Source organism: Streptomyces sp. NBC_01454 (assembly GCF_036227565.1).
GTDB lineage: Bacteria > Actinomycetota > Actinomycetes > Streptomycetales > Streptomycetaceae > Streptomyces.
Genome location: NZ_CP109460.1, coordinates 8,331,053 through 8,346,064 on the forward strand (window position 1 = coordinate 8,331,053; position 15,012 = coordinate 8,346,064).

15 protein-coding genes are annotated in these 15,012 nt (G+C 67.4%); 10 read left to right on the top strand and 5 right to left on the bottom strand.

Going from position 1 to position 15,012, the window contains the following annotated elements; genetic code table 11:
• Window positions 1-51: 51 nt before the first annotated feature.
• The 4 genes from OIU81_RS36525 to OIU81_RS36540 all read left to right on the top strand — a co-directional run bounded on the left by OIU81_RS36525 (window position 52) and on the right by OIU81_RS36540 (window position 4,816).
• Window positions 52-945 (top strand): IS3 family transposase, encoded by an 894-nt coding sequence (locus tag OIU81_RS36525; protein ID WP_329142503.1) that lies wholly within the window; start codon window positions 52-54, stop codon window positions 943-945.
• A 181-nt stretch (window positions 946-1,126) separates the two neighbouring features.
• On the top strand, window positions 1,127-1,774 hold the full coding sequence (locus tag OIU81_RS36530; protein WP_329154735.1) for a tyrosine-type recombinase/integrase: 648 nt from the start codon (window positions 1,127-1,129) through the stop codon (window positions 1,772-1,774).
• A 359-nt stretch (window positions 1,775-2,133) separates the two neighbouring features.
• Window positions 2,134-4,269 carry a tyrosine-type recombinase/integrase gene (locus OIU81_RS36535; protein WP_329154737.1) on the top strand — a complete coding sequence of 712 codons (2,136 nt, stop codon included), beginning with the start codon at window positions 2,134-2,136 and terminating at the stop codon, window positions 4,267-4,269.
• A 1-nt stretch (window position 4,270) separates the two neighbouring features.
• Window positions 4,271-4,816 (top strand): DUF6262 family protein, encoded by a 546-nt coding sequence (locus OIU81_RS36540; protein WP_329154739.1) that lies wholly within the window; start codon window positions 4,271-4,273, stop codon window positions 4,814-4,816.
• Window positions 4,817-5,239: 423 nt separating this feature from the next.
• Here OIU81_RS36540 and OIU81_RS36545 read toward each other — a convergent pair whose 3' ends face one another.
• Entirely contained in the window at window positions 5,240-5,692 is a 453-nt protein-coding gene (locus tag OIU81_RS36545; RefSeq protein ID WP_329154741.1) for a winged helix-turn-helix transcriptional regulator, read from the bottom strand.
• Between the two features lie 99 nt (window positions 5,693-5,791).
• Here OIU81_RS36545 and OIU81_RS36550 point away from each other — a divergent pair, with 99 nt between their 5' ends.
• From OIU81_RS36550 to OIU81_RS36560, 3 genes are all read left to right on the top strand, one after another.
• Entirely contained in the window at window positions 5,792-7,057 is a 1,266-nt protein-coding gene (locus OIU81_RS36550) for an MFS transporter (protein ID WP_329154743.1), read from the top strand.
• A 210-nt stretch (window positions 7,058-7,267) separates the two neighbouring features.
• Window positions 7,268-7,927, top strand: a complete 660-nt coding sequence (ku, locus tag OIU81_RS36555; RefSeq protein ID WP_329154744.1) for a non-homologous end joining protein Ku — start codon at window positions 7,268-7,270, stop codon at window positions 7,925-7,927.
• A gap of 660 nt (window positions 7,928-8,587) precedes the next feature.
• The gene (locus OIU81_RS36560) at window positions 8,588-8,824 is read left to right on the top strand and encodes a hypothetical protein (RefSeq protein WP_329154745.1); all 237 of its coding nucleotides are present in this window, start codon (window positions 8,588-8,590) and stop codon (window positions 8,822-8,824) included.
• A gap of 250 nt (window positions 8,825-9,074) precedes the next feature.
• On the opposite strand, the gene OIU81_RS36565 is transcribed toward OIU81_RS36560, so the two are convergent.
• Window positions 9,075-10,040, bottom strand: a complete 966-nt coding sequence (locus tag OIU81_RS36565) for an Lrp/AsnC family transcriptional regulator (RefSeq protein WP_329154746.1) — start codon at window positions 10,038-10,040, stop codon at window positions 9,075-9,077.
• Between the two features lie 115 nt (window positions 10,041-10,155).
• On the opposite strand from OIU81_RS36565, the gene OIU81_RS36570 reads away from it, so the two are divergent.
• Window positions 10,156-11,592, top strand: a complete 1,437-nt coding sequence (locus OIU81_RS36570; protein ID WP_329154748.1) for an FAD-dependent monooxygenase — start codon at window positions 10,156-10,158, stop codon at window positions 11,590-11,592.
• Between the two features lie 587 nt (window positions 11,593-12,179).
• On the opposite strand, the gene OIU81_RS36575 is transcribed toward OIU81_RS36570, so the two are convergent.
• Window positions 12,180-12,533 (bottom strand): hypothetical protein, encoded by a 354-nt coding sequence (locus OIU81_RS36575; RefSeq protein WP_329154750.1) that lies wholly within the window; start codon window positions 12,531-12,533, stop codon window positions 12,180-12,182.
• A gap of 532 nt (window positions 12,534-13,065) precedes the next feature.
• On the opposite strand from OIU81_RS36575, the gene OIU81_RS36580 reads away from it, so the two are divergent.
• Window positions 13,066-13,392, top strand: a complete 327-nt coding sequence (locus tag OIU81_RS36580) for a MerR family transcriptional regulator (RefSeq protein ID WP_329154752.1) — start codon at window positions 13,066-13,068, stop codon at window positions 13,390-13,392.
• Window positions 13,393-13,779: 387 nt separating this feature from the next.
• Here the strand turns inward: OIU81_RS36580 and OIU81_RS36585 are convergent, their stop codons facing one another.
• Window positions 13,780-13,950 (bottom strand): hypothetical protein, encoded by a 171-nt coding sequence (locus OIU81_RS36585; RefSeq protein ID WP_329154753.1) that lies wholly within the window; start codon window positions 13,948-13,950, stop codon window positions 13,780-13,782.
• Window positions 13,951-14,154: 204 nt separating this feature from the next.
• Between OIU81_RS36585 and OIU81_RS42495 the strand changes: the two genes are divergently transcribed.
• Window positions 14,155-14,592: an AQJ64_40280 family protein gene (locus tag OIU81_RS42495; RefSeq protein WP_443074104.1), complete on the top strand. Its 438-nt coding sequence runs from the start codon at window positions 14,155-14,157 to the stop codon at window positions 14,590-14,592.
• Here OIU81_RS42495 and OIU81_RS36595 read toward each other — a convergent pair.
• A complete protein-coding gene (locus tag OIU81_RS36595; RefSeq protein ID WP_329154756.1) occupies window positions 14,551-14,982 on the bottom strand; it encodes a MerR family transcriptional regulator in 432 nt (143 codons plus the stop codon). The two genes, OIU81_RS42495 and OIU81_RS36595, sit on opposite strands and share 42 nt — an antisense overlap.
• Window positions 14,983-15,012: the final 30 nt, after the last annotated feature.

Here is a 15,012-nt window from a genome sequence, read left to right on the forward strand (position 1 = left end):
GCTCTGACCGGTTGAATCTAAGGCGGCCTTCTTCGCGAAGGACAGCGATCGGTGAGCGAGTTCTACCAGTTCATCGCTGCGGAGAAGGCCGTCTACCCGGTGGCCCTGCTGTGCCGTGTCCTGGGCGTGGTCCGCTCCTCGTTCTACGCCTGGCTGGAGGCGGAGGATGCCCGGGAGGCCCGGACGCGGGCGGATGACGCGCTGGCCCACGAGATCACCGTGATCCACCTGGCCTCGAAGGGCGCCTACGGTGTTCCGCGCGTGCACGCCGAGCTACGGCGGCTGGGCCGACCAGTCAACCGCAAGCGGGTGGAGCGGGTCATGCGCGAACGTCGGATCACTGGCGTCACACGCCGAAGACGCCGCTCGCTGACCCGTCCCGACAAGCAGGCACGGCCCGCCCCGGACCTGATCGGCCGTGACTTCACCGCCGCCCGGCCCGGCACCCGGCTGGTTGGGGACATCACGTACCTGCCCACCCGTGAGGGCTGGTTGTATCTGGCCTGCTGGCTGGACCTGGCCACCCGCGAGGTCGTCGGTTACGCGATGGCGGACCACCACCGTGCCGCGCTGGTGGTCGACGCACTGCGGATGGCCCACGGCCGGGGCGGCCTGGAAGACGGCTGCATCACACACAGCGACCGCGGAAGCGAGTACACCTCAGCTGAATTCCGCGCAGAAGTACACACGTTGGGGCTTCGTGAGAGCACCGGCAGGACTGGCTCCTGCTTCGACAACGCCGCGGCGGAGAGCTTCTGGGCCGTGCTCAAGGAAGAGATCGGCACCCGGATCTGGCCCGACCGGGCGACCGCCCGCGCCGACGTGTTCACGTTCATTGAGACCTTCTACAACCGGCGCCGCCTGCGCAAACACGCTGTGTTCGGGTACCTCACACCCCACGAGACGCGTCAGCGGTTCCGTAACGCCCAAACACTGGCAGCGTAGAAGAAGAGTGTCCAGGATCACGGGGAAACTTCAATGACGCAGTTCCTGCTGTTCGGCGTCGGGCCAGGCTGGGTCTCCGAGCAGGTCGCCATGTCCTTGGTCAAGCCGAAGTTCCTGCGGTTCTCGCCGGACGGAGCCGCAGGTGAGGGCGGTGGCGCCAGGGTCGTCCACGGAACGGACCTTGGAGTTCGCCACGACCGACCCGGGCATCGAGTACTTCACACCAGAGCAAGTCGAGTTGATGATCCGGATGGCCCGGAACGCCCGTGACCGCTTCCTGATCATGCTGATGAGGGCCACCGGCATGCGGATCGGTGAAACGCTGGGCATGCGGCGGGCCGATGTCCATCTCCTCGCCGACTCGTGTGATCTGGGATGCCACGTCAGTGGCCCCCACGTACATGTTCACCGACGGCGGGACAACGCCAACAACGCGCTGGCCAAGTCCCGGAAATCCCGAACGATCCCGGTGACCGCGGAGGTCGCCGGCTACTACCGGGACTACCAGTGGGAACGCGAGGCCGACCCGGAGGCTGCCGACAGCGACATGGTGTTCGTGAACCTGTTCCGGGCACCGCTGGGGCGAGCGATGGGTTACCCGAACGCGAAGCAGCTCTTCGACCGCCTGGCGAAGTGGGCCCAGATCGTGGCCCGGCCGCACATGCTCCGCCACACCGCCGCGACAGAGTGGGTCAGGGCCGGGGTTCCCCGGGACGTGGTCCAGGACCTGCTCGGACACGAGTGGCCCGGGTCGCTCAAGCCCTACTTGCACACCACCGACCGAGAACGGCGGGAGGCCGTCGAGCGAGTGGCGGCAGGTGTGCGATGAGGGCGCCTCTCGTTCCAGTCCAGCGGACGGTCACGCCGTTGGGTGTCGACTGGGCAGGCTGGCAGAACTGGCTCGGCGATCACGTCGACCCGGCCTGGCGGCCGGGCGAATGGAACCAGGACTGCTGGCTGTTCACGGGAGATGTGGACAGCCCCCGCACAGCGGCGGTGGGATGCCGAACCCCCCGTTGTCGAGCCATCCTCGCCTCCCAAGGCCGTTGCCGCAGCTGCACCCGCGGCCAAGAGCTGAGCTGTGTGCCCTGGGAGGAGTTCGATGCTCAATTCGTTCCGTCGGATCGGCCACGCGGCAACGACCCGGCTCTGTGTGAGGTTGTCCGCGGCTCGGTGAGATGCGGCCGGGTGGGTATCGTCGTGAAGCTCTGCCAAAGCCACGTCAGCAGCTGGCGGCGGCATTGCCGCCTGAAGGGCCGGCGGCTCCCGATTGGTGAGTGGGTCGACATGTTCGGCATCAAGCCGTTCCCACAGCCTCCTGAGTGCTCGGTCGGTGGATGCCGGAACCGGTGCATCAGCGAAAAGAGCCCGATCTGCACCTATCACCAGCGTCGTTGGCTTGCGGCTGGCCACAGGGGGACCGCGAACACCCCAGCCCTTCGCCGCTGGGTAGCGGAACAGCCTCCCGTGCTGACCGCGGCGGAGTTCTCTCTCGTCCAGTTGCTGCCACCGCTTCGGCTGGAACTCGCCTACGGAATCCAGCAGCGAGATGTGCTGGGGTCGACCATGCAACCGTTCGCGATGCGGGCGATTGTCAGTGGGGCATTGGCCACCGGGACGAGCCTGCTGCTGGCGGCCGACATGCTGCAGAGAAGGATGCGGACCACCAATGAGAAGTCGGTCCTGCGCCAGCTGATCTGGTCGGTCCACCAGGGCTACATCGCCTTCAGCGGGCACGATCTGCGGGGCGAGGATCACTTCGACCTGCGGGCGGCAGGGTTGAAGGGCGCCACCCGTTCGGGCCGACGCGAGCAATTCGGCAGCGTCGATCTGACGGTCATCCCCCAGCCGTGGTTGCGGCGGATCCTCAGGCGCCGGGCCGAGGCCGAGAAGCCCACCGGCCCGGCGTTCAGAAGATGGTTGAGGTCCTGCGTTATCGCGGGTCAGGGCATGAACCGGCTTCCTGGCGGAGGCATCGACACCGCCGCGTTGGACTTCGCGCACATGCAGGCTGCGTTCGACGAGATCGCCGCCGCCGTCGACCAGGACGGACGTCTCTACGGCGCTGGCTATCGCTGTGATCTTTGGACCGCGCTCAGCCAGACGATCGACTTCGGGCGCCTGGCCGGCCTGCTCGATGCCCCCGGCTCGTTCATCCGCCGCTCCTCCCAGCGCATCCCGGACGAGGACACCAACGAGGACGAGCTCGGCAAAGCAATTCCCGAGCACGTCATCCGCCAACTCGATGCCCAGCTCGCCTCACTCGGCACAGGCGTCACCTACGGGGCAATGGGCCCCGAACGCGTCAAAGCCATGTTCCAGACCGCTTACGTCGTCCTCCGAGACTCCGGCCGCCGCCCTTTGGAAGTCGTCTCCTTGCCCCGCAACTGCCTTGAACGCGAACGCGACGAAGTGTCCTTGATCTGGAACAACCACAAAGGCCGCCGCATGCGGAGGCGTCTGCCCATCACCTCATCCACGGTCGCGGCGATCGAGACATGGCAGGCCCTTCGCGACACCTTGCCCGACGCCCCGAGCGTCAGTGAGCCCTACCTGTTCCCGGCGATCACCTCCGCCGGAGGATCGGACCACCTGATGAGCAACAACTTCGGTGTCGGCATGCGAACGTGGGTGGACAACCTGGACACCTTGGACAGCGACGCCATGGACGCCGAAGGCAACGTGATCCCCTTCGACCGGTCCCTGATCTATCCTTACGCGTTCCGGCACTCCTTCGCCCAGCGGCATGCCGACGCCGGTACCCCGATCGACGTGCTCCGAGACCTCATGGACCACGACGATCCAAAAACGACCATGGGTTACTACCGGGTCTCTCTGGAACGCAAGCGCAAGGCGGTCAAAACACTGAGCCTGATGGTCGCCGACCGGCACGGGACAGCGATCCCTTGTTCGTCGACTGCCTATGAACAGCGGTCGGTGGCCGTTCCGTTCGGCGGCTGCACCGAACCGACCAACGTCAAGGCCGGCGGACACGCGTGCCCGATCCGCTTCCAGTGCTCAGGCTGCGGCTTCTACCGTCCCGACCCGTCCTACCTGACCGCGATCGAGGACCACGCCAACAGTCTGCGGGCCGACCGCGAGAAGGCACGGGCGATGGACGCAGCCGGCTTCGTCATCGACAACCTCACCGCCCAGATCACCTCTTACGAAGACGTCGCGGCGAAGATGCGCGAACGGATGGCAGCCCTACCGGAGGGCGAACAGACCGAATTGGAACAGGCCGCCGCAATCCTTCGCCGAGTCCGGGCCGGCGGCGACCGCAAACTCCTCCCCTTCACCGTCGTCTCCAAGGACGGAACCTGAGATGGCTGCCCGAACCCCAGCTGACGTCCTCGCCGAATGCCGGCGACAGACCAGCCTCCTCAAACGACAACGCGTGCTCGACACCATCCGGATCATGCTGGACAACGGCGAGTCGATCTCCTTCGCCGCCATCGCCCGCGCTGCGAGAGTGTCGACCTGGCTCGTCTATGCCGAGGGGGTCCGCGAGCACGTCCAAGCGGCCATCCAGCGGCAGGAACAGGCTCCCGCCACCGCAGCTGTCCAAGGCCGCCGGGCAGCACCCGCCAGCCTCCACGCTGACCTGGCAATGGCCCGGGAGGAGATCAAAGAACTCCGCACTGAACGCGATCAGCTTCGAGCCGCGATGCGGCAGCACCTCGGACATCAGCTTGATCAGATCAGCAACCGGAAACTGACCGAGCGGATCACCGAACTCACCGAAGCCAACAGGAAGCTCGAACACGAGCTGGCCCAGCTCCGGCCACTCGCCGATCACGTCGAGGCACTTGAGCAGGACCTGGCCGCGGCTCGCACGAGCCTGCGTCAGATGATCCGGGACGGCAATTAGGGGTGCCGGTAAGAACCGTGTCACCAGCCGCAAATGGCGGCGCTCCCGCACGGCCTGACCCCGCGGTTCTGGTCCCATATACGCCCGTGCGGCGAGGTGAACCTCGGCATGGCCGCCCGCCTCGATCTCGCAGCGGCAAGGGTGTCCGGTCCCCGCACCGCAGACGATCGGCCACCGGCTGAGGACGTGTGGGCCGTCAGCCCTTCCGAGCGGTAAGCACCGGCACAAACCCTGGCCGGCACAGGGCAATGTACGAGGCGACTGGCCGGTGACCTCGGACGCCTTCCGCAGCATGCGCCGCAATCCTTCGCGCCGTTCATCCGGTCGGGCCGGAGGAACCGGAGCAACGGGCTGTCCAGGCTCCTCACCCGGCCTCGGAATCATCGGCAGAGCGGCGTGTCGGCACCGGGTCTCCGGCTCGGATCACTGGGCGGAGACCTTGTGGACGGTGGTGTCGTCGGGGTTCAGCCGTCGCCCGTCCGCGGACAGCACTTCCAGTGCGCGCAGGCCGTGCCCTTGTCGGCGGTCGACCAACTGTGAGTGCGGTTCGCCGGGGGCGAAGAAGTTTTGTTCGCCCCACTGCCGCAGCGCCACGATGACGGGGAAGAGCGCCTTGCCCTTCGGAGTCAGTACGTACTCGCGGTAGGCGCTGCCGTCCGAGGCGGGGACGGATTCGAGGACACCGCCGGCAACCAGGGTGCGCAGGCGCGCGGTGAGGATGTTCTTCGCGACGCCGAGGCTGCGCTGGAACTCCCCGAAGCGCCGACTTCCGTCGAAGGCGTCCCGCACGATCAGCAGGGACCACCAGTCGCCGATCGCGTCCACCGACCGGGCGACGGGACATTCGCTGTCGTCGAAGCGCGTTCTGGTCACCATGGCGTACGTCCCTCACTCTCACGATGGTTGCAACATGCTACCAACGAAGTTACCGTCTCCGCCGGTAGCAATATGAAACCAGAATGCGAAGGAGTGCTGATGCCCGGCAACGGTGAGGCTGTGACACGACGGACCGAGGCCCGAAACGGGGAGGGTTCCGCGTTCGTCCTGTCCCGCGGCGTCGTCATACTGTTCGCCGTCGCCTGTGGGGCCGCGGTGGCCAACGTCTACTTCTCCCAGCCGCTCCTGGTGACCATGGGCCACGACCTCGGCATGAGCCCGGCACTTGTCGGCGGCGTGGTCACCCTCACCCATGTCGGATACGGCCTTGGGCTCTTCTTCCTCGTGCCACTGGGCGACGTGGCCGACCGCAGGCGGCTCATCGTGGCCCAGTTGCTGCTCCTGGTGGTGGCGCTGGCCGTGGTGGCCGCCGCCCACACGGCGGCGGTCCTGCTCGCGGGCATGGCCGCGATGGGGCTTCTCGCGGTCGTCACACAGACGCTGGTGGCGTTCGCGGCATCACTGGCACCTGCCGCCGGGCGCGGACGGGTCGTCGGCATGGTCACCAGCGGCGTGGTCATTGGCATCCTGCTGGCCCGCACCGCATCCGGCCTCATGGCCGATCTTGCGGGCTGGCGTTCCGTCTACCTTGCCTCGGCGTCGCTCACCGCTCTGCTCGCCCTGGTCTTGTACCGAGTGCTGCCGCGCCCCAGTGACGCTCCGCCGGCAACCCTGCGCTACGGACAGCTCCTGCGCTCCACGATCACCCTGTTCGCGCGGGAACGACTGCTGCGGCTCCGGGCCCTGTTCGGTCTGCTGATCTTCGCCGCCTTCAGCACCCTGTGGAGCAGCGTCGCGCTGCCGCTCAGCGAGGCCCCGTACTTCCTGCCCCACAGCGAGATCGGGGCGCTGGGGCTGATCGGTGTCGCCGGCGCCCTGGCCGCGACCGTGGCGGGCCGTCTGAACGATCGCGGACTCTCCGGGCGGACCACCGGCATCGCCCTGGCACTGCTCGCCGCCTCGTGGTTGCCCTTGGCCTTCACCCGCAGCTCGCTCTGGGCCCTGTTCGTCGGGGTGATCCTTCTCGACCTCGCCGTGCAGGCGGTCCATGTCACCAACCAGACCCTGATCTACGTGCTACACCCGGACGCGGGCAGCCGGCTGATCGGCGGATACATGGTCTTCTACTCGATCGGCAGCGCCACCGGCGCCATCGCAGCGACCTCCCTCTACACGGTGGCCGGCTGGGGAGCCGTATGCGCACTGGGTGCCGCGTTCAGCTGCCTCGGGCTCGTGCTGTGGGCGTTCACTCGACACAGCACCCCGGGCCCTGCCGTCAAGATGACCTCTCGCAGCGAAGGCTGAGGGTTCTCGCTGAACGTTGAGTGACGGGCGCGCCGCAGGTCAGAGGACTGTGCGGTCCCTTCGCCGACAAGAAGTCGTCGGCACGGGACAAATCTTTTATGGCACGGAGCATCGGTTGACCGCTTGCGTTGACGAGACTGACCTTACGTCTTAGCCAGTCACGCCCCTCTGACCTGGCCAGATAGGCACAGGATCTAGATAAGCAGTGCCGTGGACATCTACGCAGCCACTGAAGACCACGGGCCCGGCCTTCATCTCGTGCATGCCGCCGACGGCGGCCGCGTCCGCCACCGGCGGGTGTGCGAACTGGACGGAAGGGAGGTCAGGCCGGAGGAGACCGCCCGCGGCTGGGAGGCACCCGACGGCCGCACGGTGATCATCCAAGACACCGACCTCGAGGCCCTGCCGCTGCCCACGAAGCGTGTGATCGAGGTCGTCGGGTTCGTCGGCGAGACCGACGTCGACCCGCTGCTGTATGCCCGCCCGTACTGGGTGGGTGCCCACGGCCCGGGCGCCCAGAAGCCGTACGCGCTTCTCCTCGAGGCGTCGGGCCGGCTCGCGGTGTGCAAGGTGGCCCTCCGGTCGCGGGAGCGACTGTCCGTCCTGCGGCCGCGCAACGGAATCCGGGTGCTACACACCCTGCACTGGCCCGAGGAAATCCGTGACCCAGGCGACCTGTCCAGCCCCGCCCCGACCACCGACCGGGAGCTGGAGATCGCCGAGCTGCTGATGACCGAGATGGCGGGCGTCGACATCTTCTTCGCGCTCAGCATGTCGCATGAGACATGCCGGCTGAAGCGAGCGGTGTGTCTGGACTGGGGTTTAGACGTCGTTTCTCCTGGCGGGCGTCGCCCGTTGAACCGTTCCTGACGGACTTGGTAACGCGGCTGGTGTCGCACGAGCCTGCAAAACCAGGGCGACTTCATATTTGCGCAGCCTTCGTTAACCCACAGGACGCAATCGGCGAAAAGTGCGACGTAGAAGGAAAACTCGTCCCGTATCGCTTCCGACTCGCGCTCAAGCGCAAATTGGTAAGTGAAAGCATCGATCACGATCGTCGCGTCATGCTCGTGATGGACAGCGCCAATCTTAGACAGTGGGACCGTGTCATACGCGGCTCTGGGGATGAGTAGCGCATTCTCGGTCAACGTGCAGAGCTCCCCCTAGCTCTGTGCAATGTGCACCTCCGGGGGCGCAGACCGATAAGCCACGATGGGCACCTGGGCGAGCGGCCTTTCGTGATTCATGGAGGACTCCCAGCATCTCGCGGCTCCCTCCCATCACACCGCGCGACTCTCGAACCCGCAACTCCCCCCCCGGGCCGAGCCGGCGACTCACTGGTCCGCCCCTACTGCCGCGCCGGACCTCAGCTGAAGTGCACCCGTGGTCTATTCCTCAGCGTGAGCAGCAAGCGACGGGCGCGGAAGGTTTGAGCGTAAGCCGGTGCTGCCGAATGGACGTTCAACGAGATGAGGTGATTCACTCGTTGGAAAGCCTACTACTCCAAACAGTGCGCAGGGAGTGATCACGATGGGCGGCGACTACGGATCCCTGACTACTGACGAACTCTGCAAGATATTGCCCATTGCAGAAGACGAACAAGATGGCGCAACCGTGCATATCATTATGGGAGTTTTGGCGGAACGTAACTCCGACGTCAAGCAGGCTCTCGCAAAGTGGGCCCTGGACCCAGGCGCAAACACTTCAATATCAGTTGTGGTTCTTGAAGCCCTTAAGAATCCCGGCAGCTCTGGTAGCAGTTCCTAGCTAAGGCCATGGCGCTCTCTCCTCATCCGTGACGTCGGCTCCCCCCGCGGGCCATCCATCGGCCCGTTTCTTATCTGGCGCTCAGTGGCTTCGCTGACCGTCGGGGCCGCTGTGCAGCCAGGCGGCCGGTACAGCGCCGGAGCCGGTGACACCCACCGTGCTTCGCGCGCTGCTGGTGACAGGTAGCGCGCCGACCTGGTGACAAGCAGTGTGCTTTGCGCGATCGAAACAGCAGGGGGCTGGTCGGTTGCTATGTCTGGTTCGCTGCCTGCTTGACGGTCCTGATCACTGGTGCCGTTTCGAGGTGCGTGATGGCTGGGAGTGCGGCGACCCGGGTGGTCAGGTACCGGTACAGCTCCCGTTGGTTCGTGCACACCACGCTCGCGTACAGATTGGTCGGGCCGGTCGTGGCGGCAGCGAACGCGATCTCCGGATGCCCGGCCAGCGCCTGACCGGCCTCCTCCAGGTATGCGGGGGCGACCGAGAGCCAGAGCAGGGTTCGGGCGTTCACGCCGAACATGCGCCAGTCGACGTCGATGTCGAGATAAAGCAGGCCGTGTTCGCGCAGCTCCGTCATCCGGCGCCGGACCGTCGTCGGCGACCAGCCGGTCGCCGCGGCCAACTGCTCGAACCCGGCCCGGCCGTCGGTGGCCAGCAGGGCGAGGAGCTTGCGGTCACTGTCGTCGAGCCGCACCGGTCCCCGTCGATGCGGCAACGGAGGTGGGCGCAGTCGCTCGATCGCCTCCTCGTCCAGCGACCCGAGTTTACCGACCAGGTTGTCCGGGCCGCCGTAGAAGGCGTGCAGCACCGAGTGCGCGGTCACGCCCTCCACGCGCGGGGTGCGGGGGAGTTTGGCCAGCAGCAGTGCCTCGCTGTCCGCTTCGCTCTCGGTGCGGAGCACGCAGGTGATCTCGGTGCCGCCGGAGCTGAGGCTCACCCAGGACGTGTCGGGGCGCCGGGCCAGCGCCTCGGCGACCGGGAGCGACGCGGCGGGCGCACATCGCACCCGCAGGAACCACAGGATGGCGCCCAGCACGGTGGGGTCGACCCCGCCGAGCACACGTACCGCCCCGGCCGACCGCAACCGGGCGTACCGGCGGGCGATGGTGCGATCCGACACGCCGAGGACCTCGGCGATGGTGCTGAACGGAGCACGGCCGGCGATCTGCAGGGCGTGCACGAGCCGACGATCCAGCTCGTCGTAGTCGGATTCCACCGAGCTGACGGTAGACGGTGTCAGATATCAACGCAAAGGAGCCGGGTTCTGGCTCGGGCGGCTCGGCCGACGGAGCGTGGCCTTTGTCCTGATCGACACAGTCAGAGGAGAGTCCGTGGACACCGATGTGCTCATCGTCGGCTCCGGCCCGACCGGAATGACGCTGGCCAACGAGCTGCTGACGGCGGGGGTGTCGACCGTGCTGGTCGACAAGCTGCCGCAGCGCAGCGCCCTGTCCAAGGCAGGCGGCGTGCAGTCCCGCACACTGGAGGCGCTCGACCAACGAGGGCTGCTGGAGCCCTTGCTGGCCACCGGAAATCACCCCGTCACCACTGGCCACTTCGCCGGTATCCCACTCCCGCTCCACTCCAACCGGCACCGTCTGCCATGGCGGTCCGTGCCGCAGGTGGTGATCGAGGGATTCTTCGAGCAGCATCTCGCCGCGCACGGCCTCCACGCCCGGCGGGAGCACGAACTGGTCGGCCTCGCCCAGGACGACGACGGGGTCACCGCGACCTTCGCCAACGGCGCCGCCCTCCGCTCCCGATACCTCGTCGCCGCCGACGGCGCTCACAGCACCGTGCGGTCGCTGCTGCGGGCCGCATTCCCCGGTCAGCCCGGTACGTTGACGATCATCGCCGCCGACGTGCGGCTGAGCGGCGTCGATGCGTTCACGTCGCACACCTGGAACGAGGAAGGGCACTGGGCGGCACTGTTCCCGCTCGGCACCGATCCGCAGGGAAGGCAGCTGCGCCGACTGGTCCTCGGCGGACCGGGCCAGTCACTGCCGAGGGAGACCCCGGTCACCGAGGACGACATCCGCCACGGCCTGAGCACCGTGTTCGGAACGCGGGTGCACCTGCTCGAGCTGCGCTACGCCCGCCGTATCACCAACGCGTCACGGCAGGTCGAGCAGTATCGGCACGGGCGGGTGTTCCTTGCGGGCGATGCCGCCCATGTCCACCTTCCGCTCGGCGCGCAGGGCATGAACACGGGGATTCAGGACGCGTTCAACCTGGGTTGGAAGCTCGGCGCCGCGGTGCACGGCTGGGCATCGGAGAACCTGCTCGACACGTATCACGCGGAGCGGCATCCGGCCGGGGCCGCTGTATTGCGCAACGTCCGGGCACAGAGCCTGCTGATGGACTGGGCCGGCACCCGCGATCCGGACGTGCTGGCCGCCCGGGAGATCTTCACGGCCATGGCCCAACTGCCGGACGTCCAGCACCATCTCGCCGACCTGATGTCCGGGATGGCCATCCGCTATCCGATACCGGGCACGGAATCCCATCCGCTCGTCGGCCGGCCCGCACCGGACCTTGACCTCGGCCCGGCCCGGGTGCACGAACTGCTGCGGTCCGGGCACGGCATCCTGCTGGACCCGGCCGACACGTTCGCCAGGGCCGCCGGCCCCTGGTCGGATCGGGTGGACCGGGTGGGCCAGGGCGCCCACACCGAACCGATGCTCATCCGGCCGGACGGTTACGTGTGCTGGGCAGGCGCAGCTGACCTGGAACCGGCACTCGACCGCTGGTTCGGCGAACGTCTCTGAGCCGCACCGGAGGGCCTGCGCCCGCTGCGACTTCTCTGCGCCGAAGACGTCGAGCAAGGGCCAGCTCCTGGAGGCGAAGGAGAATCTTCAGAGGATGCTCGCGGTCATCCCCCTCACCGAGGAGGAAGAGGCCGCCGTCGATGACGGGCAGGTCGCACTGGACCGCCTCCTCGACCGGCTTGCAGACACCCCGACACCGTCAGGCCAGATCCCTCGGCAGCTCGACGTGCCCGCCCACCGCGACGCTCCTGCCGATCGCCGAGGTCCGGCAGGGCAAAGCATCTCAAGCTTGACAACTCTGATTCCACAGACTCTCGATCGCCTGCAAGCGCGGAAGATCAGGAGGAAATTCGCTCACGTGTGCGAATTCAGGCCCGCTGTCCCCGAGCGGCACGGGGGCAGCGCGGAGCCCGGCTTTTCTCTCCCAGGCCACTGTCCTGCGCCGCAGTCTGCAATGCCTGTGCGTCCGGATTGCCATGCACCCGTATTGGGCGACCATGCCCGGCCGGGCGTCGGCGGCTCGGATGGTGCTCAAGCGGCGGGCCTGGGTACCGGGCCCGGCGGAGGCTCGGCGTTGACCGCCTACCTCACCGGCAGTCGGCGCCGGATGGCCCGCGCCTGTGCGAGCTGATCGACGAGGTCGGCTGCCCGGCCTCCATATGCGAGATCGCCGAGACGGTGGCCTGTCCGCCTCGAGGGTCGCTTACCACCTGCAGGTCCTGGAGCGCCGCGGGCTCGTCACTCATGCCCCGCACCGCAGCTGCTCGTGCCAGGTGCGGTGACAGGCCGGTGGCCACCGCCGAGGCCCCGGGGGGAGTGGCGTGGTGTGCGCTCTTGCCGACGTCCAGGCCGAGGAAGGCGTCGATGTCGCCGGTGTCGATCCGCTGATCGCACCCCGGCCGTCGGCCCCAGTCCTCATCCCGGTTCGTGACCGGGCGCACATCTTGCGGCTGTGTGTGAGGCAGAAGTCCAACCTCTGACTGTTGAGGAAATCTGTCACAGCGAGAGTAGACATGGGTACGTGCGGGGGTTAGTGTTTCCCCGTACCCAAGAAGTCGAAGAGGGCGCGGTAGAGATGAACTGCCGTGCGAGCAGGTCAGGCAGGATGTGGAACGGCGGTGGAGTGGCGGGGCCGGTAAGGGTGGTTCCTTTGCTGACTGCCGGGCCGAGCGGCCTCAGGGGCCGCATGCAGTACCCGCGTTATCCAGCAGTACGACCGAGTAGCCGAATGAGGTAAGGAGCAGACGCCATCGGGATCGCCCGGGCGAGGAAGAACGCCGCTCGGGTACCGCAGGCCCCGGATTGGAAGGTGGTCCCCGGTCACGCATCCGCGATCCCCGCGCCTCCGCCCTCCCAGGCGGACACGCGGAACAAGAAGGCCGGCGCAGTCAGCCGGTAGATGGTGTTGAAGGCTCGGGGCCCGGGTGCCGTATGGCACCCGGGCCCCTCGACGCGTCCCGAAAGAAGAGGTCTATGCCCCCTCACAGTCCCCGCCCCGTCGATCATCTCGACGACGATGATTACCCCGCCTACACCATGGGCCGGGCCGCCGAAATGATCGGCACCACCCCCGCGTTCCTCCGCACCCTCGGCGAGAACCGCCTGATCACCCCGCTGCGCTCCGAAGGCGGCCACCGCCGCTACTCCCGCTACCAGCTGCGTATCGCCGCCCGCGCCCGCGAACTCGTCGACGCCGGCACCCAGATCGAGGCCGCCTGCCGCATCATCATTCTCGAAGACCAGCTCGAAGAAGCCCAGCGCATCAACGAAGACCTGCGCACCCGCGAGGCCACCTCGTAACGGCATTTCACAACCGGCCCGAGCTGATCACCGCTGCGGGCACGACCCGTCCCGCGAGGACAGAGGTTGCCCCGGCGGACGGGCCCGCACCGTGAACCAGGCCCGTCCGCCGCACCGAGTTCATGAGGGCCTCGCATCGCTTGGCCGACTCGGCACGCCCCACGCACGCCCGACCGGTGAACTGGGCCAACTCTCACGCTCAGCCTCCCTGGGCCGGTTCCCACACCAGACGCCCCGACTCCCGGAGTGCCGGAGTGCCGGATCATCTGCAGTGCCGGATCACTGCTGGACGGTCCCGCCGGCCACATGCGGGGGCGGAACCACCGACAATGCTACGGACACGGCAACGGCAAGCAATGGCCTACGAGTTGACGATTCCCATAACGCTCACGGCCGCTGCGCCACCCACTCCTCGCTCACCCACTCCTCGCTCACCCACATGTCGCTCACCCACACCTCGCTCATGACCATGCCGAAGAGCTCGCCGGTGCCGGTTTCGGAGCACGTCCAACGGGCGATGGGGTGATCTCGAAGCCCGGACGGGACGGCTGGGCTCACGCAGCCGTCGGCGTCTTCGGTGAGGATGCGGTAGTCGTGGCCGCGGGGGGGGGCGCCGTCCAGTGCTCGTTCCGCTCAGGCAACCCTCGTGAGCGCGGGGCGGTCTTGCCGGATGCCGAGGTCGAAGCGGGGACCCTGCCGGCCGGCTGCCGGCACAAGGGCGAAGACGATGTGCCGAGTGCCGAGTGCTGAGTGAGGGTGGAGATGACGAATCTGAACACCGTGGTGACATGGGTTGACGCACGCGAAAGGCTGCCGCGCAGCGGTAGACCGGTGGCAGCAGCGATCACGGGCCGCTATCCAGCCGACAGCGCCACCGAGTCCGAGTCCCAGTCCCAGTCCGAGTCCGAGTTCGAGTCCGAGTTCGAGTCCGAGGCCGATACGGCGTTGGGCGAGGAGTTTTGGCTGGTGCGGCCGATGGTCTTCACGACTCTGCACCGGAGTGAGGATGGGGCGGAGCACCGCGACTGCTTCGTCGACTCCGACGGGGTTGTCCGTTTGCCTTTCGGTCGTGCCAGTGAGGAAACCGTGACGCACTGGGCTGAGCTGCCTACCCTGCCAGGCGGGATGACGCACGGCGTTCGTGGGGAAGGCGTGCAGTCAGCTCTCCAGGACGCGTGGGGCGCTCGTCCCCTCGCTTGACCCACGGCGCGCTCGGACACTTTGCGCGAGTGCCTCGCTCTCGCGAGGGGCGCGGGCCGAGGCCATCAGGCCGTCCAACGCGTCCCGGGTCCGCATGAGTTCGTCGATGTGCCCGCAGAGCCGGTTGCGCTCCTGCGCCATCCGCTCCAGAGCGGCATCGGAGTTGCCCTCGCTGGGCGTGTCGACGCAGGGCAGCAGCTCACAAATCGTACGGCTGGACAGGCCCGCCGCGTACAGGCGTTGGATGAATCGCACCCGCTCCACCTCGGCCTCCGTGAAATGCCGCTGCCCACTGGCGCTACGACTGCTGGTCAGCAGCCCCTGCTCCTCGTAGTAACGCAGCGACCGGACGCTGGCGTCGCTACGCGCCGCGAGCTCGCCGATCCGCACGACCGCCTCCCACTGTGAACCACACCACGC

Coding starts and splice junctions, on each gene's coding strand:
- OIU81_RS36560 (WP_329154745.1), top strand. CDS start 8,588: ATGGGCGGCGACTACGGATCCCTGACTACTGACGAACTCTGCAAGATA.
- OIU81_RS42495 (WP_443074104.1), top strand. CDS start 14,155: ATGACGAATCTGAACACCGTGGTGACATGGGTTGACGCACGCGAAAGG.
- OIU81_RS36550 (WP_329154743.1), top strand. CDS start 5,792: ATGCCCGGCAACGGTGAGGCTGTGACACGACGGACCGAGGCCCGAAAC.
- OIU81_RS36580 (WP_329154752.1), top strand. CDS start 13,066: ATGCCCCCTCACAGTCCCCGCCCCGTCGATCATCTCGACGACGATGAT.
- OIU81_RS36545 (WP_329154741.1), bottom strand. CDS start 5,692: ATGGTGACCAGAACGCGCTTCGACGACAGCGAATGTCCCGTCGCCCGG.
- OIU81_RS36540 (WP_329154739.1), top strand. CDS start 4,271: ATGGCTGCCCGAACCCCAGCTGACGTCCTCGCCGAATGCCGGCGACAG.